This window comes from Mesohalobacter halotolerans, assembly GCF_006120725.1.
GTDB lineage: Bacteria > Bacteroidota > Bacteroidia > Flavobacteriales > Flavobacteriaceae > Psychroflexus > Psychroflexus halotolerans.
Window position 1 is genome coordinate 492,951 of sequence record NZ_SWMU01000003.1, and the last position, 21,246, is coordinate 514,196.

Consider the following 21,246-nt stretch of genomic DNA (forward strand, 5'->3'; position numbering starts at 1 on the left):
CCTCTATTGAGGGGCTTTTTTCTGTTATGAAATCACTGAATAGCAAAATACTCAAATCATTGGATGATAAGACTTTCAACGAATTAAGTCTAGAAGTATTTAGCTATCAATATGAGAATTGTTCTGTCTACAGACAGTTTTGTGAACTTCTTAAAAAATCACCACAAAATGTCAATGAACCAGAAGCTATCCCTTTTCTTCCTATAGAATTTTTCAAAAGCCATAAAATTTTATCAAGCCAGAAGCCTGTCCAAAAATCCTTCACAAGTAGCGGAACAACCGGCAGCCAGACGAGCAAACATCACATAACCGACCTTAGACTATATGAAGATAATTCTACAAGGATATTCGAGAAATTTTATGGCCCGGTAGAAGATTATTGTATTTTGGCTCTGCTTCCCTCCTATCTTGAACGCGATGGATCCTCTTTGGTTTACATGGTAGATCATTTCATCAAAAAAAGTAATAATTCTGAAAGTGGTTTTTATTTGAATAACCATGAAAAACTTTATCGGAAATTGATTTCACTTGAAAATAAATCTCAAAAGACACTCTTGATTGGTGTTTCATTTGGACTGCTTGACTTTATTGAAAAATACAAGCTTAATCTCAATCACACCATTGTAATGGAAACCGGAGGCATGAAAGGAAGACGAAAAGAAATGATAAGGGAAGATTTACACGACAGACTCAAAAAAGGTTTTGGTGTTCGGTCAATTCACAGCGAATACGGCATGACCGAATTACTTTCGCAGGCTTATTCGAAAGGTGCAGGAATCTTTGATTTACCTGATACCATGAAAATTTTAATAAGGGATCCCGAGGATCCTTTGATGCTATTTTCAAAATATAATAAAACAGGTGGCATTAATGTAATAGATCTTTGTAATATGAATTCTTGTTCCTTCATTGCGACACAAGATCTTGGGCAGAAAACAAATGATAATACACTAAAAATTTTAGGCAGATTTGATCACAGTGATATCAGAGGTTGCAATTTATTAACCTTGAATTAATTTAAAAGTTAAATATGGTTAAGTCCGATAATTGTAAAACATTAAAAATTATATTTGCAGTCTAGGATGAAGTTTTTCATAATAGATTGGTTAGTTAATGCAAAGCCCCGATATTATTCGGGGCTTTGTTATTTAAAATCAATTTATTTATCAATTTATTTAAGCTCGCAATTAAAGTACTAACCAGCTTGGGATGTTAAAGTTTGTTAATGAATGTAATAATTCAGGTTTCTGCTCGTATTTATAATCTAGAGATGAAGTTTTTCATAATAGATTGGTTAGTTAATGCGAGACCCCGATTCTTTTGAGTCGGGGTTTTGTTATTTTAGTCACTCGTTACAGCTATTCAAACTTAATCACGTAAGTATACTTTTTACCTTTATTAATTAAGACGTATTGGTCATTAATAAGGTCTTTTTCAGAAATCATGTAATCCTTCTGAACTTTTTCTTTATTGACGGCAATAGCATTTTGCTTTAAATTTCTTATAGCTTCGCCGTTAGATTTCAAAAACTCTGATTCTGCTACAATGGCATCGACAATATTGAGACCACTGCTCAGCTTAGCTTTAGATATTGTTGATTTTGGAACTCCATCAAAAACTTCATTAAAAGTTTTTTCATCCAGGTTTTTAATATCTTCAAAAGTGCTCTTACCAAAAAGTATATTGGTTGCTTTTTGAGCAGTTTCCAAATCTTTTTTAGAGTGGACACGTTTGGTAATTTCTTCTGCCAGGGTTCGTTGTAATAGCCTTAAGTGAGGCGCTTCTTTGTGTTTTTCTATTAGATCTGAGATTTCATCTTTCCCACGAAGACTAAATATCTTGATGTACTTTTCAACATCTTCATCGGTCGCATTGATCCAGTATTGATAAAACTTAAATGCTGATGTTTTTTCAGCATCCAACCAGACATTACCTCCTTCAGATTTCCCAAATTTAGACCCGTCGGCTTTTGTAATCAAAGGTGTTGTAAGCGCAAAAGCTTCTCCTTGTCCTTTACGTCTAATCAATTCAGTACCGGTAACAATATTTCCCCACTGGTCTGAACCACCGAGTTGTAATTTTACGTTTTTGTGTTTCCAAAGGTGATAAAAATCGTACCCTTGAACCAACTGGTATGAAAACTCTGTAAAAGACAAACCACTATCCAATCTGGATTTTACAGAATCTTTAGCCATCATATAATTCACCGTAATATGCTTACCAATATCTCTAATAAATTCTAAAAAATTAAACCCTTTAAACCAGTCGTAATTATTAACCACTTCAGCTGCATTATCTCCTTCAAAATCTAGAAACTTTTCAAGCTGAGATTTTACAGCGGCCAAATTATGCTGAAGGGTTTCTTCATCTAAAAGATTTCTCTCTGCAGATTTTCCAGATGGATCACCAACCATACCTGTTGCGCCACCGACAAGCGCTACAGGTTTATGCCCACATCTTTGAAAATGTACTAAAATCATAATCTGTACAAGATTTCCTATGTGAAGGGAATCTGCTGTAGGATCAAAGCCTATATAAGCTGAAGTTATACCTTTATTTAAACAGTCTTGAGTCCCAGGCATCATATCGTGTATCATACCTCGCCATTGCAATTCTTGTATAAAATCTTTTACCATGTTAAGTCTATTGAATAATTCTATTAAAGTTTGGCAAAGATATTATTTTCTAAAACTTATCTTTTGTGCATTTGTTTATATTTACCGCATGATTTTAATTTCTGGGGCTACAGGTTTTTTAGGAACACATTTACTCAAAACCTTATGTTTAGAACACGAGAAAAACATCAGAGCATTATACCGCTCTGAACATAAAAAAAAATATACTTTAAATTTTCTAAAGACTATATTACCTAAAGAGTGTCAAACTAATATTAGCCGAATAGAGTGGACTAAAGCTGACATTTTAAATATTCCTGAGCTTGATAAGGCTTTTGATGATATTACAAATGTATACCATTGTGCTGCGTGGGTTGGCAATTCACCTCAAGATTACAACACAATGAGAAAAGTAAATATAGAGGGAACCGCCAATATGGTCAATCTAGCTCTATACCATCATGTTGTTAAATTTTGTCATGTTAGCTCTATCGCTGCTTTAGGCCAATATCAAGATACACATGTCATAGATGAAAAGGCACCGAGAGATTCTGAGCATTCAAAAAGTCGTTATAGCATTACCAAATTTGGTGCAGAAATGGAAGTTTGGCGAGCTTCTCAAGAAGGGCTAAATGTTGTTATTGTAAATCCGGGACTAATTCTGGGGTCAGGTTTTTTTGACTCAGGGAGTGGAATGATTTTTAATAAGGTTTTGAACAACTTTAAATTTTACCCGCCAAAACAAACAGGTTTTGTTTTTGTGGACGATGTCATCCTTGCGATGATAAAACTCATGCAATCTGACATTATAAACCAACGTTATATATTAGTTGGAGAAAATACAAGTTTTAAAAAAGTGATGATTACAATAGCAAATACTTTTCAGCGTAAACCACCTCAATATAAAATAAATAAGCTTGCTTTGTACATACTCTGGGTTTTCCAAAACATTTTAAGCTTATTTAAGTCTCAAAAAAACCAAATCACTTTAAATACCATAAGACAAATCAATTCAAAACGAATTTTTAGTAATAAAAAATCTGTTCAAGATTTAGGTTTACAATATACTTCCTTAGACAAATCTATAAATCTTATATTTGAAGATTACAAAAAACTAAAAAAGACAATTTAAATATGAGTCAAAAGGGGCAACTTTATTTAATACCTACCCGTTTAGGAGACCAACCACCACTAGAAGTTTTACCGCTTTCTATCAGAAAGAAAATCACAGATATTAACCATTACATCGTCGAAAATGAAAAGGTTGCACGTAGGTTTATCAAGAAAATTGTCCCGTCAAAAAGCCAAGATAAATTGAATATCAACCTCCTAAACAAATTTACCCAAGACATCGAAATCCCTGAGTTTTTAAAACCTTGTGAAGATGGACTTGATATTGGTTTGATGACCGATGCCGGATGTCCAGGCGTAGCAGATCCAGGATCAAAAGTCGTAAACCTTGCACATCTTCAAAGCATAAAGGTCGTGCCCTTAGTTGGACCGTCTTCAATTATTTTAGCATTAATGGCAAGTGGATTAAATGGTCAAAATTTTGCCTTTAATGGGTATTTACCTATTGATAAAAGTGAGTGTAAAAAACGAATTAAACAGTTGGAAAAACATGCTGAGACCAACAATCAATCACAAATTTTTATAGAAACCCCTTACCGTAACGGTCAACTTTTTGAAACTTTTTTAAAAACACTTAAACCTCATACACAACTCTGTGTAGCTGTCGATTTAACCTTGAATACAGAATTTATTTTGACAAAAAGCGTCAGTGCATGGCAAAATGAAAACCCCGATTGGCATAAACGCCCCGCTATTTTTATTTTTCAGCCTGAGTTTTAAGATTTTATTATACTTAAATTGAATTACCAGACCGGGCAGACTATTATATTTGTTTGCTTATAAATTTATGATTTTTTCAATTTATATCAAGCATGAAAATTATCTGGTTTTTATTGCTAATTGCTTTTAGCTTAAAATGCCTATCGCAAGAAAAGTTCAGCGTTAGTGGCAAAATAAAAGATATAGAAAACAATGAAACCCTACTTGGGGTAAATATAATAGTTGAAGAACTTCAAACGGGAACCGTAAGTAATGCCTATGGTTTTTATTCATTGACTCTTCCAAAAGGTCAATATACATTTACAATAAGCTATCTTGGTTTTGAAACATTAAAAGATACAATCAAACTTAACGGAAATATCAAAAAAAACTTTTTCCTCACTCCAGCTTCAGAACAATTAGAGGAAATCACTATAAGAGACAATTTTGAACAGCAAAATATTCGTAAACCAGAAATGAGTATTAATCGCTTAAAGCAATCAACTATCAAACAGATACCAGTTGTTTTTGGAGAAGCTGATGTCTTAAGGTCAATTGTCCAGTTTCCCGGAGTTACAAACGCTGGAGAAGGTTCTTCTGGGTTTAATGTACGAGGTGGTAGTGCAGATCAAAATTTAATCTTACTAGATGAAGCCGTTATATTTAATTCGTCTCACCTTTTCGGTTTATTTTCAATCTTTAATCCGGAAGCTGTAAAAGATTTAAAATTATATAAAGGTGGAATTCCCGCAGAATACGGTGGTCGTGTATCTTCAGTTCTGGACATAAAGCAAAAAGATGGTAACTATAAAGAGTTTCAAGGCGAAGCCGGTGTTGGCGTAATTTCTAGCAAACTTTTACTAGAGGGACCAATTCAAAAAAACAAAAGCTCATTTTTAGTGAGTGGACGATCAACTTATGCACATTTGTTTCTTAAAGCTATAGACAATCCCAATGCCGCTTATTTTTACGATTTTACAGCAAAGGGCAATTATATATTTAATGATAAAAATAAATTAATGCTTTCAGGATATTTTGGTCGTGATTTCTTTTCCCTAGACGGTAGCTTTGACAACATATATGGTAATAGTTTTATCAATCTTAGATGGAATCATGTATTTAACGACCAGTTATTTAGCAATATGTCTATCATTGGTGGAGAATACATTTATGAGTTAGATTTAGATATTGTTGGATTTAATTTTAGAAGTGGAATCCAAAATCTAAATTTAAAATATGATTTCAACCACTATTTATCAGATGAATTTCAGTTGAATTATGGTCTAAACAGTTTTTACTATGTAGTAAATCCCGGAAAGATAAAACCAACAGGAGACAATTCAGGAATTACAGAAGATCAACTTACTAAAAAATATGCTATTGAACCTGCTTTATTTTTGTCTGCAGAACATCAATTTTCAGATAACTTTTCTGCAGAATACGGACTGCGCTGGAGCAGTTTTTTTCGACTTGGACAAGATGAATTAAATATCTATGACAACAATTTACCTTTATTATATAACCAACAATTTGGTATTTATCAAAGAGCAGAACCTATTGGCACAAGAACAGATAGCCGATCTGATGTGATTAAAACATTTCACAATCTTGAACCGCGAATTGCCTTGGCTTACGCCCTTGACAACAACACTTCTCTAAAAGCCAGCTATAATAGAATGGCACAATATTTACATCTTATCACTAACACTAATTCTCCAACACCGCTTGATGTTTGGGCTCCTAGTGGTCCATTCATAGAACCACAACTCCTCGACCAATTTGCCGTTGGCTATTTTAAAAGCTTTGAGCAAAACAAGTTTGACCTTTCCATAGAAGCCTTTTACAAGACAGTAGATAACAAGCTCGATTTTATAGATGGTGCAGATTTAATTGCTGCAGATGCCATCGAACAAGAAACGCTGAATGGTGAAGCCAGAAGTTATGGACTAGAACTGATGCTCAAAAAAAATAGAGGTCGTCTTAATGGCTGGATTGCCTATACGCTATCGCGTGCTGAACAGCGCACACCAGGGAGATTTTCTAATGAACCTGGAATTAACAACGGTAAATGGTATTTAGCCAACTACGATAAAACACATGATTTAACGGTGCTTGGTAATTATAAACTAAACAAACAATGGACATTCAATCTTAATTTTAATTTACGAACTGGACAACCTGTAAATTTTCCCGTGGGCCAATTTAACTTTCAAGGCCTAACTGTTCCGATTTATGAAGGGCGAAACAATGACCGTTTACCAATTTTTCACCGTTTAGATGTATCAGCAACCTACAGACCTAAAGCTAAAAGAGAAAAAAAATGGAAAGGTTATTGGAATTTTGGGATTTATAATATTTACAATCGAAGAAATGCAGCGTCAATTAGTTTTGAGGAAAATAGAAACACAGGTCAAAATGAAGCTGTAAGATTTTCTATATTTGGAATTGTACCGTCTGTAAGTTACAATATTAGTTTTTAAAGCGGATTCGAAATGAAAAAATGCTATGTCTTATTATTATTAACTATAGTCACTTTAGGATGCGAAGATGTCATAAATGTAGATTTAAATGAAGCAGAAGAGCGGCTGGTTATTGAAGCCTCTTTATTTAAACAAAAAGGGTTTTCAGGCAATAATCAGCAAATCAGAATTACCAAAACACGTGGCTTTTTTGAAGATAGCCTAACGACTATAGAAGACGCTGTGGTCACAGTTACTAAAGAAGATAATGGACAAGTTTTTGAATTTATCCACGATAGTGCGGGATTCTATAAAGTTTCAGATTTTAATGCAGAATTAATGAAAAAGTACCGATTAAAAGTCGAAGTTGATGGTGAAATTTATACTGCAGAAGAAACCTTTATTCCTGTAGCAGAAATTGACTCTGTGACCCAAAGAAGTGATGCTGGCTTTGGTGGTGATGAAATAGAACTCAAGGCTTATTACACTGACCCTGCTGGAGAAGAAAATTTTTATTTATTTAGTTTTGTTGTAAATTTTGTACAATTTCCAACCACAGAAATATTTGATGATGAATTCTTTGATGGTAATACCATTTTTGCCCTCTATCAAGAAGAAGAGCTCGAACCCGGAAATGAGGTCATTATCCAAAATTTTGGAATGTCTAAACAATTTTACGAATATATGTTTATATTATTGAGTCAAACCGGAGACGCCGGCGGACCATTCCAAACGCAACCAGCCACCGTGAGAGGCAACATTATCAATGAAACCAATCCCGATCATTACCCGTTTGGGTATTTTAGTTTATCAGAGTCTGACCAACTTATTTATACCGTTCAATAGTGACTGAAAATTTCAAAAAAATAACAGAGCAAAATTCTCATCATGACGATTTAGAGCAAAAATCTATTTCAGAATTGATTAAAATCATTAATAAAGAAGATCAGACAGTAGCTACTGCTGTAACGCAAGCTTTACCACAAATTGAAGCTTTAACGCAACAAGTAGTCAAACAGGTCTCTAAAGGTGGGCGATTGTTTTACATTGGCGCCGGCACCAGTGGTCGTTTAGGGATTCTAGATGCCAGTGAATGTCCGCCGACTTTTGGCGTAAGTGATGATGTGGTCATAGGCTTAATTGCCGGTGGCGATCAAGCCATTAGAAAAGCTGTAGAGTTTGCTGAAGACAACACTGAATTAGGTTGGCAAGATTTAAAAGCTTATAATATCCATAATGGCGATATCGTGATTGGCATCGCGGCTTCGGGTACCACACCCTACGTTTTAGGCGCTGTAAGAGATTGTAAATCTCACAACATCCCGACAGGCTGCATTACTTGCAACCCTGGAAGCCCTTTAGCCAAAGCTGTTGATTTTCCGATAGAAGTCGTGGTTGGCCCTGAAGTGGTCACAGGCAGCTCACGGATGAAAGCCGGAACCGCTCAAAAAATGATTTTAAATATGATATCTACTACTCTAATGATTAAGCTTGGTCGTGTTAAAGGCCACAAAATGGTGGATATGCAGTTAAGTAATCACAAACTCGTCAATCGCGGTATCGAAATGATTTGTGATGCCATTGATGTAGACAAAGAAACGGCCAAAACCCTGTTAGAACAACACCAAAGCGTCAGACAAGCCATAGCCCATGGACAGAAAACACACCAATAAAGAGTTGCTTAAAAAAGGCATTAAATATTTAGCAGCAGCATTACCGCTTTCATTTTTAGGACCATCAGTCTTGTATTCTGCGTTTAACAATACGGACCACGGCTATTTTATACCCGTTGTGATTGTCGGGTTTCTCCTCTTTTTCGGTGCCATGTTTTGTATTTTCAAAGGCATCATGACAATTGTGAAGGCGGTGTTTGATTAGATTAATTTACTGTAAATTTACTATTGGTCAAAAAAAATGCAGCATTTGATAGTTTAAAATCAAAGAGAAATTATTTTTTTAATTCTGGTTTAAAATCCTCACTAATTTATAGATACCGAGGACAAAACAAACCAACAATACCAAAATTGCATAACGCACATTACCCGTCAATTGGGCGATGAGTCCGTAAATAGCCATACCAATAACGATCCCAATTTTTTCAGTCACATCGTAAAAGCTAAAAAATGAAGTCGTATCGGTTTCAGATTCGGGAATATATTTGGAAAACGTAGAGCGCGACAAACTTTGAATCGCCCCCATAACTAACCCCACAAAAAAGGCTGCAATATAAAATTGTAGAGGTGTTTTGATAAAAAATGCATAAATACATACGCCCACCCAAACAAGATTGATGCCTATGAGGACACGTTCATTAACATAAAAATTAGTCAACTTTGCTGCAAAATAAGCTCCAGCAATCGCCACTAGTTGAATCAATAAAATACTAGTAATTAGTCCAGTTGTGGCATCGCCCTTTGGCCATTGTATTTCTTTAACGCCAAAATACGTCGCAATAAGCATAATAGTTTGTACTGCAATGCTATACAAGAAAAAAGCCGTTAGGAAATCTTGAAATCGATCTGCAGATTTAATTTTTCTATACACTTGTCTCAACTCTTTGTAGCCACCGTAAATGATTTGCTTTAATGGTTTCGAGTCTTCATTTTTAACCTGTGGTAAATAGTAAAAACTATATTGGCTAAACCCAATCCACCAAAGTCCAGTTAAAACAAATGATAATCGCGTTGGTAAACTTTCGCTTTCAAAACCTAACATTTCATAGTTGAGTATCATCCCTAAGCATAATACCAATAGAATTACGCTACCAATATAGCCTAAGGAAAAGCCCTTAGCACTGACTTTATCTTGTTGATGTTTATGCGCAATATCAGGCAAATAGGAGTTGTAAAACACCAAACTGCCCCAAAAGCCTACTAAACCTAAAAAGTAAAACAAGAGTCCAATGCTTAAATATTCTAGTTCAAAAAAATATAAACCTATACAAGACACTCCGCCGAGATAGCAAAAGAATTGCATAAAACGCTTTTTATTTCCTAAATTGTCTGCTATACCACTTAATATCGGACTTAAAACAACTATCACTAAAAAAGCCAAAGCCGTTGTGTAACTGATAAGGGCATCATTATTAAAAGAAAAACCTAAAAATTGTACTTGATCATTTATAACCTTTCCCTTATCATCTTTTACTAAAGTTAAAGCGCCGTAATAAATAGGAAAGATAGCTGATGAAATAACTAGGCTGTAAACCGAATTAGCCCAATCATAAAACGCCCAGGCATGAAGCAATTTTGGATGACCTTTTGATAAAATTGGCTTCATGATAAATTGTAATTTTAAATTTATTTAAAGGTATTAACACCAAACTTTTTTGCGGTTTCAATAGCATCGGGTGCCCAGTCTTTAAGGTTACTAATTCGTGTATCGTGGGATGGATGTGTACTCAAAAACTCAGGTGGTTGTTCACCATTTCCGGCATTGCCCATGCGTTCCCAAAGTTTGTAGGCATCTGTTGGGTCGTATCCTGCTATTGCCATTAAAGTGAGACCTATCTTGTCAGCTTCAGTTTCGTGTTTACGGCTAAATGGCAACATTCCTAACACTTGAGAACCAGCGCCGTAAGCAGCCATAAATCCTTGTTGCACTTCTGGTTCTTGCTCACTTAATGCAATGGTTCCTGCTACGGCACCAGCCTGCTGTAACATACTTGCACTCATACGTTGTTGACCGTGATTTGCTAGGGCATGCGCAATTTCATGACCCATAATGGTCGCAACGCCTCTTTCATTTTCTGCAATGGGCAAAATCCCGGTATAAAATGCCACTTTACCACCAGGCATGGCCCATGCATTGACAATATCATCTTCAATAAGCTTAAATTCCCATTCATAATCTTTAGTATAGCCTTGATAACCATTGGCATCAAGCCATCTCTCGGCGGCAACTTTTATTTTATTACCAACTCGTCTTAACATTTTAGCTTCACTTGTGTCTTCTAAAACTTTACTTTCACTTAAGACTTGATTGTATTGTTGAAATGACATTGGTATTAGCTTTTCATTAGATACAAAAGCCATGGTTTTCTTTCCTGTAAAAGGATTTGTGTTGCAGTTGACCAACATTAACACCACAAATGTAATTAAAGAAATCGTCTTGATTTTCATGATCCATTATTTGCTTCAAAAGTAGGAATTTTCTCAATATAATTCTAATTTTAATTGATTCACCATATAGTTTTAAATCGCCTAAACCATTAAAAAATAATTTATTAACACCAAAAAATTCAATGATGATAAATTTAATTGTATGTTTGTACTTTATTAATTAATTATTTATTTATTTTATGGAAGGTACAGTTAAATTTTTTAATGAGTCAAAAGGTTATGGATTCATTACTAACGACGAAACCGGAAAGGACATATTTGTCCACGTTACAGGTCTTAATGGAGAAACCCTTGAAGAAGGCGATCAAGTTGAGTACACTGAAGAAGAAGGCAGAAAAGGTATGAACGCTACAAACGTTCGTATTCTCTAAATAATACAGATTATTTATTGTTTTTCTTACAAACGCTGTTCAATGTGAACAGCGTTTTTTTTATGGCTCTAATTCTATTTAGTGTAAGATGAAAAAATAAAATTAAGATATTTATAACTAAACATAAATCTTACTTATGCATGTTTAGCTTTATATTTGATTTGGTTATACTAAACTTAAAATCCAACATCATGAAAAAAGTAATTTATTTATTATGCATTGCTGTACTTACAATGAGCTGTGCCGTTGTAAGGCCAGGAGAAGCTGCCATGAAGCAAAAATTTGGCAACTTAGAAGATAAAGTCACCACTCAAGGGGCGCTGTGGTTCAATCCATTTACAACAAAAGTCGTTAAAGAATCAATCCAAACCAATAATTTAGAATTATTGTTGAGTTTACCTAGTAAAGAAGGCCTAAGTGTCTCCTCTGAAATCTCTATACTATATCACTTAGAAAAAGATAAGGTGCCAAGCATTCTAAAAGAAATTGGCTCCAACTATCGCTCTGTAATTACAAATGTTTTTCGTTCTGCTGCCGCTGATGTATGTTCTAGGTTTTTTGCTAAGGATATGCATTCAGGAAGGCGTGCAGATATTGAAGAAGAAATCAAAGTGAGGATGGATAGCAATTTAAGAAAACAAGGCATTGTCATAGAAGCAGTTTTGTTAAAAAGCATCCAACTGCCAGCAGGTCTTTCAAGGTCTATCGAGCAAAAACTTCAGGCAGAGCAAGATGCTATGCGAATGGAATTCGTGCTTCAGACTGAACGTTTAGAAGCTCAACGTAAAATCATAGAAGCTGAAGGCACAAGAGATTCTCAAAAAATTTTAGCAGAAGGATTAACTCCAGCAATCATAAAAATCAGAAGCATAGATGCCTTTAGAGAATTGGCAAGATCTAATAACAGCAAAGTCATTATAACCGATGGTAAAACACCGTATTTAATTTCTGGTGTGGAAACTATGACCAAGGAGTAAATATTTCAAAAGATTTCCCTTTCGGAAAAGCTCTGTCTAGATGGATTTCAATTGTGCTAAAATCGGTGTAAAATTTAAAAACAGACAATACAAAATATCCGCTATTTAATTCACGAGAGTTATATTTATAGTAGTAAATTAATATTTCTTATTACTCTACCAAAAAAGGTATATTAGCATGGGCCGTATGTTGATGCCCATCTTCAACATAAATGAATAGTCTGTAAGCCCCTGAATCTGATGGAGCTTTAAATGTAGTGGTATGGTTATCTGTAGAAAAATACCCATCGATGGTTTCGGGTATTTTTTCTTTATCTCCACCTGATTTTTGCGATTGGCTTTCCCTCATAATTTCCCATCTGTAGTTTAATTTATCACCATCAGGGTCTTTTACACTCACTTTGGTAGTATAGGTTTTATTTTTCTTTAGTTTAATATTATCGATAGCACGTTTACCTTCTAAAGTAAAATCAATCAAACGTGGTGATCTATTTTCTGGCCATTTGCCAGTCCATAAATAATGCATAACATCAACTGACTCGGTTTCATTGCCATCTGCCATGAGCATTCCAAACCAAGTAGGTGTGCGTTCTTGTTTCTGACCCCATAAAAAAACATAAGAGCCCATAATCTGCTTATTAGTTTTAATAAACTTGATGTATCGGTTTTTGTATAAATCTGCTTTAACGCTGCTGTTGTTTTCGATAGGAGCTCCCCAACTTGTTTTATCAACTTCCCAGTAACCTGTAGCGCCCCATTCTGTAACCATTAAACCGCCTTGATAATTAGATTGTTCTATAAGTTCGGGAAGATTTTCAATACCGGCATATAACTGCACGCTTAAAAAGTCTAAATCTGGAGCCCTTTTAGCAATTAAATCAACATACTTTTTGTCTATTCCTGCCAAAGGTGTCGTAGTTAGATGATTAGGATCCAACTCATGAATCATTTCAGAAATCTCATTTACAGCATCCCAAACTTTAGGGTTTTTTGAGGATAAGTTGAGCTCATTACCTATTGCCCAACTCATCAATGCCGGATGATCTTTATAGGCTAAAACTTCTTGACGTATTCTGTCTAACTGTGTTTTTACAGCTTTTTGATCGTTATAATCAAAACCTTGGCGTTCCAATCCCACCCAAATTCCCATCATGACCTTTAAATCTAATTTTTGCGCTTTATCTAAGATTTCCTTGGCATTTTGAGTGCTCCAGGTTCTGAAAGAATTTGCACCATGACTGGCTAAAGTTTCTAAATCACCTTTTCCAACACCTGCACCATCTACATAAAAAGGTTCATCATTTAAGAATATACGATAGCCTTCATTGGTTAAGCGAATTTCAGATTTTGTGATTTCAGGTTCTTTAGGCATTTTATTGTTGCAACTTAAAGTATTTACAAGAATAAATAAAATAACAAAAGTGGTGTATCGGTTTTGAGCAATTAAAAAGTTCATTGTGCAATAATAGAAATTTAGATTAAAAAAAGACTGCCATAATATATTTTTCCATACATATGGTCTCTACTGCTCTGATAACTATCGGAGCTAAATAAACTTCTCGCCCTTACAATTTGAAAGTTTCAAAATAAAAAAACCGCTCCAGTTTAATGAAACGGTTTTGTATGTGGTCCCACATGGGCTTCCCGAATAAGATTTTACTACGTCTTTTTCAAAGACTTGAAAATCACTTTCGGGATAAACTTCTCGCCCCTTATCAATAAATCTTTTTCAAATAAAAAACCGCTCCAGTTTAATGAAACGGTTTTGTATGTGGTCCCACATGGGCTCGAACCATGGACCCCCTGATTATGAGTCAGGTGCTCTAACCAGCTGAGCTATGGGACCGGTTTTAATTTCAAAAATATAAGTATGCAAAAGTAAAGTAAATATTGAAATCTGCAAGGAGTTTTTGAAAATTAGTCTAAAGCTAACTCAACAAAAAAACCTTAAAATCATACGTCTTCAAAAGCAATTCAAGGTTAACCTAGCTAGCCTCCTGACAAAGCTCAACTAGAACGCCGTGGGATGACTTTGGATGTAAAAAAGCTATACGCTTATTATCAGCACCCAGTTTAGGTTCATCGCTAATTAATCGAAAACCTTCACCTTTCAATCGTTTAATTTCAGCATCAATATCCTCAACATCAAAAGCGATATGATGTATCCCTTCTCCACGTTTTTTAATATATTTTGCTATTGGAGAATCCTCTCGAGTCGCTCCCAAAAGCTCAATTTTACTTTCCCCCGTTTTAAAAAAAACCGTTTCAACACCTTCACTTTCAACACGTTCAGTTTGGTATGCAGATTTTCCTAACAACGCCTTGTAAGTCTGAGTGGCAGCCTCCAAATCTTTCACTGCAATCCCTAAATGCTCAATTTTTCTCATAATTTTTATTTTCAAAGATAAAAAATATTCATTTGGCGACCGCCGCGTTATCCGCTTTAGTCCGCCATAACCGGCTTACAAAGTCAACTTCCAAAAAGAGCTTCCTGTTGGTCGCTTTTTTGTTGTGACTTTGTTTAAGCCGCTTATGTTACGGGCTATCGCTACTACCGCTGTCGCAATTCCTAGCACCGCTTTATCATTATTTTTGTAGTTAACTTTATAAGAAACGTAACCAAATTCGTACTTTTGAGCAAAACTTAATTTCATGAGATATCAACCTATAGACAATTCCTTATTTATAGAAAATAGAAAAAACTTTACCGCAAAAATGAAACCTAATGCCTTAGCGGTTTTCAACTCAAACGACATTTATCCTATTGGTGCAGATAGCACGATTCCTTTTCAACAGGATAGAAACATTTACTATCTCAGCGGTGTGGATCAAGAGGAAAGTATTTTAGTGCTTTTTCCAGATGCGCCAAAAGAAAAACACAGAGAAATACTTTTTTTAAAAGAAACTAATGCACACATCGCAGTTTGGGAAGGTGAAAAACTCGATAAAGACAAGGCTTTAAAAACTTCAGGTATTAAAACTGTCTATTGGCTTAAAGATTTTCATAAGATTTTTCATGAACTCATGTCACAAGCCGATACGGTATATATCAATACTAACGAACATTACCGCGCCAATCACGATACCAAAACACGCGAAGACCGTTTTAACACATGGCTCAAAAAAAACTATCCCGCACATCAAGTCGCTAAAAGCAATCCTATATTACAACGCCTACGTTCTGTAAAGCACCAATTAGAATTAGAAACCATGCAAAAAGCATGTGACATTACCGAAAAAGCTTTCAGAAGAATTTTAAAATACACTAAACCTGATGTTTGGGAGTTTGAACTCGAAGCTGAGATTCTGCATGAATTTATTCGCAACCGGTCTAGAGGATTCGCCTATACACCAATTATTGCCAGTGGTAAAAACGCTACCGTTTTACACTATATCGAAAACAAAGCACAATGCAAAGACGGGGAACTTATCTTGTTTGATGTCGGCGCCGAGTATGCCAATTATTGTAGCGATATGTCAAGAACCATTCCAGTTTCAGGGCGATTTACCGACCGACAAAAACAAATTTACAATGCCGTTAATAAAGTCAAGAAAGAAGCGACAAAACTCTTAGTCCCCGGAACACTATGGGAAGAATATCATATTGAAGTTGGCAAGATGATGACTTCTGAACTCATAGATCTAAAATTGCTAGACAAAGCCGATGTGCAAAATGAAGACCCCGATTGGCCGGCTTATAAAAAATATTTTATGCATGGTACTTCACACCATATCGGCTTAGACACACACGACTACGGCTTATTGCACGAACCAATGCAAGCCAATCAAGTCTTTACCGTCGAGCCTGGTATTTATTTACCCGATGAAGGCATTGGCGTGAGATTGGAAGATGATGTTGTCATTCAGGAACAGGGCGAACCCTTTAATTTAATGCGTAACATTCCTATTGAAATTGAAGAGATTGAAGACATAATGAGCGCTTAGTCACAACTAGTTTGAAAGTGTTAAGTTAAAAGCATGAAAGTGTCAAAATATATATTTTGACACTTTCGTATTATCAACTCACAAAATCAAAATTCACCAAAGCGTTCATAAGCAGCTCTATCAAGTGCTTCCCTGTGATCGGGATGTGCGATTGACGTTAAAGCTTGAGCTCTTTGTTTGAGGTTTTTTCCAAATAAATCGACAACGCCATATTCTGTAGCGACATAATGAACGTGTGCACGTGTTGTGGTTACACCAGCACCTTGATTTAAAAAAGGAACAATTTTAGAAACGCCTTTTTTTGTTACAGATGGCATTGCTATTATGGCTTTACCACCTTCAGATAAAGCAGCACCTCTGATAAAATCCATTTGGCCACCAACACCCGAAAATTGATATTTTCCAATTGTATCAGCGCAAATCTGTCCTGTGATATCTATTTCAATAGCCGAATTGATTGCAGTTACTTTTGGATTTAACCTTATAATAGCAGTATCATTTGTATAATTTGCTTCCTTAAAATGCACAAAAGGATTATCGTCAATAAAATCATATAATTTTTGAGAGCCCATAGCAAAACAAGTGACAATCTTACCAGGCTTCACACGTTTGTTTTCACCGGTTATAACATCGTTTTTTACCAAGGGCAAAATACCATCTGAGAACATCTCTGTATGTATTCCTAAATTTTTATGGTTATTCAAATTGTTCAAAACAGCATTGGGGATTGCACCAATACCCATCTGTAAAGTTGCACCATCTTCAACAAGTTCTGCAATATTTTTGCCAATACTCGATTCAATCTCATTTGGTGTAACCACATCGTGACCAAAAATAGGTTCATTGACTTGCACTGCGGCATCTATATGGCTGATATGAATAATACCGTCACCATGAGAACGAGGAACTTGTGGATTAATTTGAGCCACTACTAGTTTTGCCTTTTCCATGGCTGTGATGGTAACATCTATAGAAGTTCCCAAAGAGCAATAGCCGTGTTTATCTGGTGGCGAAACGTGAATAAAAGCGACATCTAAAGGCAAAATATTACGCTTAAAAAGCTGGTCGACTTCGCTTAAAAAAATTGGGATATAATCTCCTTTTGAAGCATTTACAGCTCGTCTGACATTACCCGCTACAAAACAAGAATTGATTTTAAATGCTTCTTGATAAGGCTCTTGAGAGTATTTAGCATTTCCTTCGGTATGCATTTGTACAATTTCAACATCTTCAAGCTCTTTGTAGCGATCACATAAGCTATCAATAATGACTTGTGGTGTCATGGCTGCACCCTGAAAAAACACACGTTGACCAGATTTCACAAGGTTGACTGCTTCTTCTGCAGAACAATATTTGATGGACATATTTTTATAATTTGGTTGCCAAATGTATTGAGAAAGGCTTACTTAAAATATGACACCTATCAGCAATCTTATAATTGTTTAAAAAGTGTATTGAGATCAAATAGTTGTATATTATTTTATTATAGTAAAACGAACTTCAATATTGGCTTAGGGATAGGAACGGCATCTTTTTTGGGTTAAGTTTTTAGTAGAGCTGCGCTAACAAAGCTTTTTTAAAAAAAAGATCTTGTTAGCGCTTGTGATACTTAATTTAAGCCAAAAAAATATAGTGGATAGCCCTGCCTGCCGATAGGCAGGCTTGCTCGAAGCCCCAAATCTTTATAATGCTTATTTTGGGATTAATTTTTTGAGATCTTCTAAAGTGTTGGCGTCTTTGATGGTTTTGTCTTTTCGCCACCTGATTATTCTTGGGAATCTGGTTGCTATGCCACTTTTATGACGATTAGACTGGGCGATACCTTCAAAAGCGATTTCAAATACGTGCTGGGCTTCGACTTGTCTTACCGGCCCAAAACGATCGGTTGTGTGCTTTTTTATCCATCGATCAACTTCCTTAAACTCCTTATCAGTAAGTCCTGAGTAGGCTTTTGCAAAAGTAACTAGCTCTGTTTTGTCGTCGTTCCAAAGTGCAAATGTATAGTCTGTAAACAGATTACTTCGCCTGCCGTGACCGCGCATGGCATAAGTCAATACAGCATCAATAGAATAAGGATCAGATTTATATTTCCACCAGTCCCCTTTTTTTCTTCCAACGCCATAAGTTGAATCAGCACGCTTAATCATCAAACCTTCGGAGCGAATCTCTCGCGCTTTTTGACGCTCTTCTTCGACAGCTTCCCAGTTTTGAAATTGCATGGTTTCTGAAAGATGAAACGGTGTAATTGAATCGGTAAGGTTTTGAAAGAGTTTATCCAGTATTTGGCGCCGTTGTTTAAAGGATGTCGAACGAATATCTTGTGTTTGCCACTCCAGAATGTCATAAGCTTTAAAAATTACCGGGATTTTTTTCAACAAGGCTTTGGTGACATTTTTCCGCCCAATGCGTTTTTGTAAATCTTTAAAGTCTCCAATGTCGTTATTGGGAAAAGCTAAAATTTCGCCGTCTAGCACCGTACCGTCCGGTAAGTAATCTTTAAAAGTTTCTAATTCCGGATATTTGTCAGTGACCAATTCCTCACCACGCGACCAAATAAAAATTTCATTTTGTCGACAAATGAGTTGAGCACGGATGCCGTCCCATTTATGCTCAAACAAAAAATCTTCAGGTTGACCTAAATCTTCCAACTCATCCTCAACAGCGTATGCCAAATAAAAAGGATAAGGTTTTGAAAGATAGTCTTCAGGATTTTCTTCTAAAATCAAAGATTGAAAGGTGGTGTTTTGAGGTTTCCAATTGCCCATGAGTTTATACGCTAAAACATCTTGGTCAATTCCTGTAGATTGAGCTAAGGCTCTGGTCATTAATTTTTGACTTACGCCAATGCGAAACCCGCCAGTCATCAATTTGGTAAATACAAAACGCTCGTAGTAATTGAGTTTTTCCCAGTGCTCAAACAGATAGGCTTTTTTCTTTTCGTCAGATTTTGATTTAAGTTTTAAGATATTCTCCAAATAGGCGTGCAGGGGTTTATCACTTTCACCCTTGTTTGGCGGTAAAATCAGAGCTATAGTTTCGGCTAAATCTCCAACGATGTGGTAAGATTCTTCAAATAGCCAGGATGGAATTTTAGACAATTCGCCGGCATATTCTCTAATTTGTCTACTGTTAACGGGTCGAGGCGGTCTTCGGTGGGATAAAATCGCAATGGTCCATACTTTGTCTTTGTCATTAGCTTGGTCAAAGTAAGTTTTTAAAGCACTGACTTTGGTCTTGGTTTTATTGGTGCTGTCGATTTGCTGTATGAGTTGAGCGAATTGTTTCAAGATTAGGTTATGGTTTTAGTTATTAATTTATCATAATTGTGGCTTTGATTTTAGTCTCATTATTTCATGGCATTTATTTTTTGTTATTGTTTTTATTCTTCTTAATAAATACTTTTTTTGCGAGTTTTGGCAATAAGTTTGTTGCACCATTCATCAAAGCTTCTTTCTTTTTTCTACTCCATCCTTGAATTTGTTTTTCTCTGTAGAATGCCTTGTCTATTCTATCGTATTCTTCATAATACAACAAGAGCACCGGCAATCTTTTAGCTGTATAATTTGCCCCTTTTCCATCCTGGTGTTGACTTATTCTTCTTTCTAAATGCTTAGTACTTCCTATATAGTAAGTACCATCATAACATTCTAATATGGACATATAACCTTTAGCCATTTTGCTTTACTTTTGAAATGGTGGCTTCGATATAATTCATCATTCCGAAAAAATCACTCAGCCACCAGAATTTTTTTTTGATTCATAATTATAATTTTATTCCTAACCGAGGTGACTGAGTGTTTGGCGTTAGCCAAATGTATCGAAGTCACCGCCTTGGGTGTTAGAGTCTCAATCTTCATCTTCTTCATATTGCGTTTGTTCTGTTCTGGCGTCGTAGCCGAGGGTTTTTAAATATCTTGAAAAAATATTGGTATAGCCATGAGTACAAATTACTTTTTCGCATTCTGTCGCTTTAATTGCCGAAATTAATCCATCCCAATCGGCATGATCACTAAGCACAAATCCTCTATCGATAGCGCGGCGACGTCGGGCGCCTCTTGTACTCATCCAGCCGCTTGCAGAAGCAGTCACATAAGGTACCATTTTACGCATCCAAGTTGTGCCGTGAGCGCTTGGTGGAGCTATCACAATATTACCTTTCAAGTCGATCTTTTTTGTCTCCCTCGTAATTTTAATCGTTTCGGGAAAGTCGTAGTTTTTTCTTAAAACATCGGTCATATTTTCTATAGCGCCGTGAGTGTATATTGTTCCAATATCGGAGTTTAAATAGTTCAAAACCCTTTGAGCTTTACCCAGAGAATACACCATGACAACTGATGTCATATTGTTATCTTGATTGTCTTTCCACCAATTGTTCATTTCATCGAAAACCTCTTTTTGAGGTTGCCATTTAAACACCGGCAAACCAAACGTACATTCCGTAATAAAGCTGTGGCACTTTATGGGTTGAAAAGTCCCAGAAATCCCGTCATCCTCAGTTTTATAGTCGCCAGAGACGACCCAAACTTCGCCATTGTATTCTACACGAACTTGTGAACTCCCAATGATATGACCCGCAGGATGTAGACTAAACTTGACATTATTGATTGTAAAATTTTCCTTCCACTCTACTCCACTGACATTGATTTTTCCCAATCGGTGTTTGATAATTGGAATATTGAGATGATGTGTAATATACTTTTTATGCCCATATCTGGAATGGTCTGCGTGGCCGTGAGTGATTATGGCTTTCTTTACTGGTCGCCACGGATCGATGTAAACATCGGCTTGACTGCAATATATGCCTTTGTTGTTGGATTCTAGTAAGGGTTGAGACATTTAATAAAAATACAGAATTAAAGTTTTAATTCTAATTATTGATCAATAATTATGAAGGGTTTAGTAGTTTTATAGGAAACATAGTAAAATCA

Annotated in this window: 20 protein-coding genes and 1 tRNA gene; 10 read left to right on the forward strand and 11 right to left on the reverse strand. The window is 35.7% G+C overall.

Annotated features, from left to right (window positions below; all coding sequences use genetic code 11):
• The first annotated feature begins 26 nt into the window (after positions 1-26).
• Positions 27-1,016 carry a LuxE/PaaK family acyltransferase gene (locus FCN74_RS09330; RefSeq protein ID WP_138932319.1) on the forward strand — a complete coding sequence of 330 codons (990 nt, stop codon included), beginning with the start codon at positions 27-29 and terminating at the stop codon, positions 1,014-1,016.
• A gap of 342 nt (positions 1,017-1,358) precedes the next feature.
• Here the strand turns inward: FCN74_RS09330 and tyrS are convergent, their stop codons facing one another.
• On the reverse strand, positions 1,359-2,636 hold the full coding sequence (tyrS, locus tag FCN74_RS09335; protein ID WP_138932320.1) for a tyrosine--tRNA ligase: 1,278 nt from the start codon (positions 2,634-2,636) through the stop codon (positions 1,359-1,361).
• A gap of 88 nt (positions 2,637-2,724) precedes the next feature.
• Here tyrS and FCN74_RS09340 point away from each other — a divergent pair, with 88 nt between their 5' ends.
• From FCN74_RS09340 to FCN74_RS09365, 6 genes are all read left to right on the forward strand, one after another.
• Positions 2,725-3,747, forward strand: coding sequence for an SDR family oxidoreductase (locus tag FCN74_RS09340; RefSeq protein WP_171047155.1), 1,023 nt, complete (start codon positions 2,725-2,727; stop codon positions 3,745-3,747).
• Between the two features lie 2 nt (positions 3,748-3,749).
• Complete coding sequence (locus tag FCN74_RS09345) at positions 3,750-4,466, forward strand: SAM-dependent methyltransferase (RefSeq protein ID WP_138932322.1); 717 nt, start codon at positions 3,750-3,752, stop codon at positions 4,464-4,466.
• Between the two features lie 92 nt (positions 4,467-4,558).
• Positions 4,559-6,925, forward strand: a complete 2,367-nt coding sequence (locus FCN74_RS09350; protein ID WP_138932323.1) for a TonB-dependent receptor — start codon at positions 4,559-4,561, stop codon at positions 6,923-6,925.
• Between the two features lie 12 nt (positions 6,926-6,937).
• Positions 6,938-7,750: a DUF4249 domain-containing protein gene (locus FCN74_RS09355; RefSeq protein ID WP_138932324.1), complete on the forward strand. Its 813-nt coding sequence runs from the start codon at positions 6,938-6,940 to the stop codon at positions 7,748-7,750.
• Complete coding sequence (gene murQ, locus FCN74_RS09360; RefSeq protein ID WP_138932325.1) at positions 7,750-8,577, forward strand: N-acetylmuramic acid 6-phosphate etherase; 828 nt, start codon at positions 7,750-7,752, stop codon at positions 8,575-8,577. Before FCN74_RS09355 ends, murQ begins: the two co-directional genes overlap by 1 nt.
• On the forward strand, positions 8,555-8,782 hold the full coding sequence (locus FCN74_RS09365; RefSeq protein WP_138932326.1) for a DUF6095 family protein: 228 nt from the start codon (positions 8,555-8,557) through the stop codon (positions 8,780-8,782). The genes murQ and FCN74_RS09365 overlap by 23 nt, the downstream gene beginning before the upstream one ends.
• A 78-nt stretch (positions 8,783-8,860) precedes the next feature.
• Here FCN74_RS09365 and FCN74_RS09370 read toward each other — a convergent pair whose 3' ends face one another.
• Both FCN74_RS09370 and FCN74_RS09375 read right to left on the reverse strand, forming a co-directional pair.
• Entirely contained in the window at positions 8,861-10,183 is a 1,323-nt protein-coding gene (locus FCN74_RS09370) for an MFS transporter (RefSeq protein WP_138932327.1), read from the reverse strand.
• A 20-nt stretch (positions 10,184-10,203) separates the two neighbouring features.
• A complete protein-coding gene (locus FCN74_RS09375) occupies positions 10,204-11,025 on the reverse strand; it encodes a M48 family metallopeptidase (RefSeq protein ID WP_171047156.1) in 822 nt (273 codons plus the stop codon).
• A gap of 179 nt (positions 11,026-11,204) precedes the next feature.
• Between FCN74_RS09375 and FCN74_RS09380 the strand changes: the two genes are divergently transcribed.
• Both FCN74_RS09380 and FCN74_RS09385 read left to right on the forward strand, forming a co-directional pair.
• Positions 11,205-11,396 (forward strand): cold-shock protein, encoded by a 192-nt coding sequence (locus FCN74_RS09380; RefSeq protein WP_125085537.1) that lies wholly within the window; start codon positions 11,205-11,207, stop codon positions 11,394-11,396.
• Between the two features lie 191 nt (positions 11,397-11,587).
• Positions 11,588-12,373 (forward strand): prohibitin family protein, encoded by a 786-nt coding sequence (locus FCN74_RS09385; RefSeq protein ID WP_138932328.1) that lies wholly within the window; start codon positions 11,588-11,590, stop codon positions 12,371-12,373.
• Positions 12,374-12,524: 151 nt separating this feature from the next.
• Here FCN74_RS09385 and FCN74_RS09390 read toward each other — a convergent pair whose 3' ends face one another.
• The 4 genes from FCN74_RS09390 to FCN74_RS12090 all read right to left on the reverse strand — a co-directional run bounded on the left by FCN74_RS09390 (position 12,525) and on the right by FCN74_RS12090 (position 15,027).
• Entirely contained in the window at positions 12,525-13,829 is a 1,305-nt protein-coding gene (locus FCN74_RS09390) for a glycoside hydrolase family 2 TIM barrel-domain containing protein (RefSeq protein WP_138932329.1), read from the reverse strand.
• 316 nt (positions 13,830-14,145) lie between these two features.
• Positions 14,146-14,219: transfer RNA gene (locus FCN74_RS09395), tRNA-Ile, on the reverse strand.
• A gap of 139 nt (positions 14,220-14,358) precedes the next feature.
• Positions 14,359-14,760 (reverse strand): methylmalonyl-CoA epimerase, encoded by a 402-nt coding sequence (gene mce, locus FCN74_RS09400; protein ID WP_138932330.1) that lies wholly within the window; start codon positions 14,758-14,760, stop codon positions 14,359-14,361.
• 75 nt (positions 14,761-14,835) lie between these two features.
• On the reverse strand, positions 14,836-15,027 hold the full coding sequence (locus tag FCN74_RS12090) for a hypothetical protein (protein WP_171047157.1): 192 nt from the start codon (positions 15,025-15,027) through the stop codon (positions 14,836-14,838).
• Here FCN74_RS12090 and FCN74_RS09405 point away from each other — a divergent pair.
• Positions 15,026-16,318, forward strand: coding sequence for an aminopeptidase P family protein (locus FCN74_RS09405; RefSeq protein ID WP_138932331.1), 1,293 nt, complete (start codon positions 15,026-15,028; stop codon positions 16,316-16,318). The genes FCN74_RS12090 and FCN74_RS09405 overlap by 2 nt on opposite strands.
• 86 nt (positions 16,319-16,404) lie before the next feature.
• On the opposite strand, the gene FCN74_RS09410 is transcribed toward FCN74_RS09405, so the two are convergent.
• The 4 genes from FCN74_RS09410 to FCN74_RS09425 form a co-directional block, all read right to left on the reverse strand.
• The gene (locus FCN74_RS09410; protein WP_138932332.1) at positions 16,405-17,682 is read right to left on the reverse strand and encodes an acetyl-CoA hydrolase/transferase family protein; all 1,278 of its coding nucleotides are present in this window, start codon (positions 17,680-17,682) and stop codon (positions 16,405-16,407) included.
• 327 nt (positions 17,683-18,009) lie between these two features.
• Positions 18,010-19,605, reverse strand: a complete 1,596-nt coding sequence (locus tag FCN74_RS09415) for an ATP-dependent DNA ligase (protein ID WP_138932333.1) — start codon at positions 19,603-19,605, stop codon at positions 18,010-18,012.
• A gap of 73 nt (positions 19,606-19,678) precedes the next feature.
• Positions 19,679-19,993, reverse strand: a complete 315-nt coding sequence (locus FCN74_RS09420; RefSeq protein WP_138932334.1) for a GIY-YIG nuclease family protein — start codon at positions 19,991-19,993, stop codon at positions 19,679-19,681.
• A gap of 171 nt (positions 19,994-20,164) precedes the next feature.
• Positions 20,165-21,154 (reverse strand): ligase-associated DNA damage response exonuclease, encoded by a 990-nt coding sequence (locus FCN74_RS09425; RefSeq protein ID WP_138932335.1) that lies wholly within the window; start codon positions 21,152-21,154, stop codon positions 20,165-20,167.
• Between the last annotated feature and the right edge of the window lie 92 nt (positions 21,155-21,246).

What these genes read in the sequence shown, in the direction of transcription:
- FCN74_RS09350 (WP_138932323.1), top strand. Translation starts at nt 4,559, where the DNA reads ATGAAAATTATCTGGTTTTTATTGCTAATTGCTTTTAGCTTAAAATGC.
- FCN74_RS09375 (WP_171047156.1), bottom strand. Translation starts at nt 11,025, where the DNA reads ATGAAAATCAAGACGATTTCTTTAATTACATTTGTGGTGTTAATGTTG.
- mce (WP_138932330.1), bottom strand. Translation starts at nt 14,760, where the DNA reads ATGAGAAAAATTGAGCATTTAGGGATTGCAGTGAAAGATTTGGAGGCT.
- FCN74_RS09365 (WP_138932326.1), top strand. Translation starts at nt 8,555, where the DNA reads ATGGACAGAAAACACACCAATAAAGAGTTGCTTAAAAAAGGCATTAAA.
- FCN74_RS09340 (WP_171047155.1), top strand. Translation starts at nt 2,725, where the DNA reads ATGATTTTAATTTCTGGGGCTACAGGTTTTTTAGGAACACATTTACTC.
- FCN74_RS09390 (WP_138932329.1), bottom strand. Translation starts at nt 13,829, where the DNA reads ATGAACTTTTTAATTGCTCAAAACCGATACACCACTTTTGTTATTTTA.
- FCN74_RS09410 (WP_138932332.1), bottom strand. Translation starts at nt 17,682, where the DNA reads ATGTCCATCAAATATTGTTCTGCAGAAGAAGCAGTCAACCTTGTGAAA.
- FCN74_RS09425 (WP_138932335.1), bottom strand. Translation starts at nt 21,154, where the DNA reads ATGTCTCAACCCTTACTAGAATCCAACAACAAAGGCATATATTGCAGT.
- tyrS (WP_138932320.1), bottom strand. Translation starts at nt 2,636, where the DNA reads ATGGTAAAAGATTTTATACAAGAATTGCAATGGCGAGGTATGATACAC.
- FCN74_RS09370 (WP_138932327.1), bottom strand. Translation starts at nt 10,183, where the DNA reads ATGAAGCCAATTTTATCAAAAGGTCATCCAAAATTGCTTCATGCCTGG.
- FCN74_RS09355 (WP_138932324.1), top strand. Translation starts at nt 6,938, where the DNA reads ATGAAAAAATGCTATGTCTTATTATTATTAACTATAGTCACTTTAGGA.
- FCN74_RS12090 (WP_171047157.1), bottom strand. Translation starts at nt 15,027, where the DNA reads ATGAAATTAAGTTTTGCTCAAAAGTACGAATTTGGTTACGTTTCTTAT.
- FCN74_RS09405 (WP_138932331.1), top strand. Translation starts at nt 15,026, where the DNA reads ATGAGATATCAACCTATAGACAATTCCTTATTTATAGAAAATAGAAAA.
- FCN74_RS09345 (WP_138932322.1), top strand. Translation starts at nt 3,750, where the DNA reads ATGAGTCAAAAGGGGCAACTTTATTTAATACCTACCCGTTTAGGAGAC.
- FCN74_RS09385 (WP_138932328.1), top strand. Translation starts at nt 11,588, where the DNA reads ATGAAAAAAGTAATTTATTTATTATGCATTGCTGTACTTACAATGAGC.
- FCN74_RS09380 (WP_125085537.1), top strand. Translation starts at nt 11,205, where the DNA reads ATGGAAGGTACAGTTAAATTTTTTAATGAGTCAAAAGGTTATGGATTC.
- FCN74_RS09420 (WP_138932334.1), bottom strand. Translation starts at nt 19,993, where the DNA reads ATGGCTAAAGGTTATATGTCCATATTAGAATGTTATGATGGTACTTAC.
- FCN74_RS09330 (WP_138932319.1), top strand. Translation starts at nt 27, where the DNA reads ATGAAATCACTGAATAGCAAAATACTCAAATCATTGGATGATAAGACT.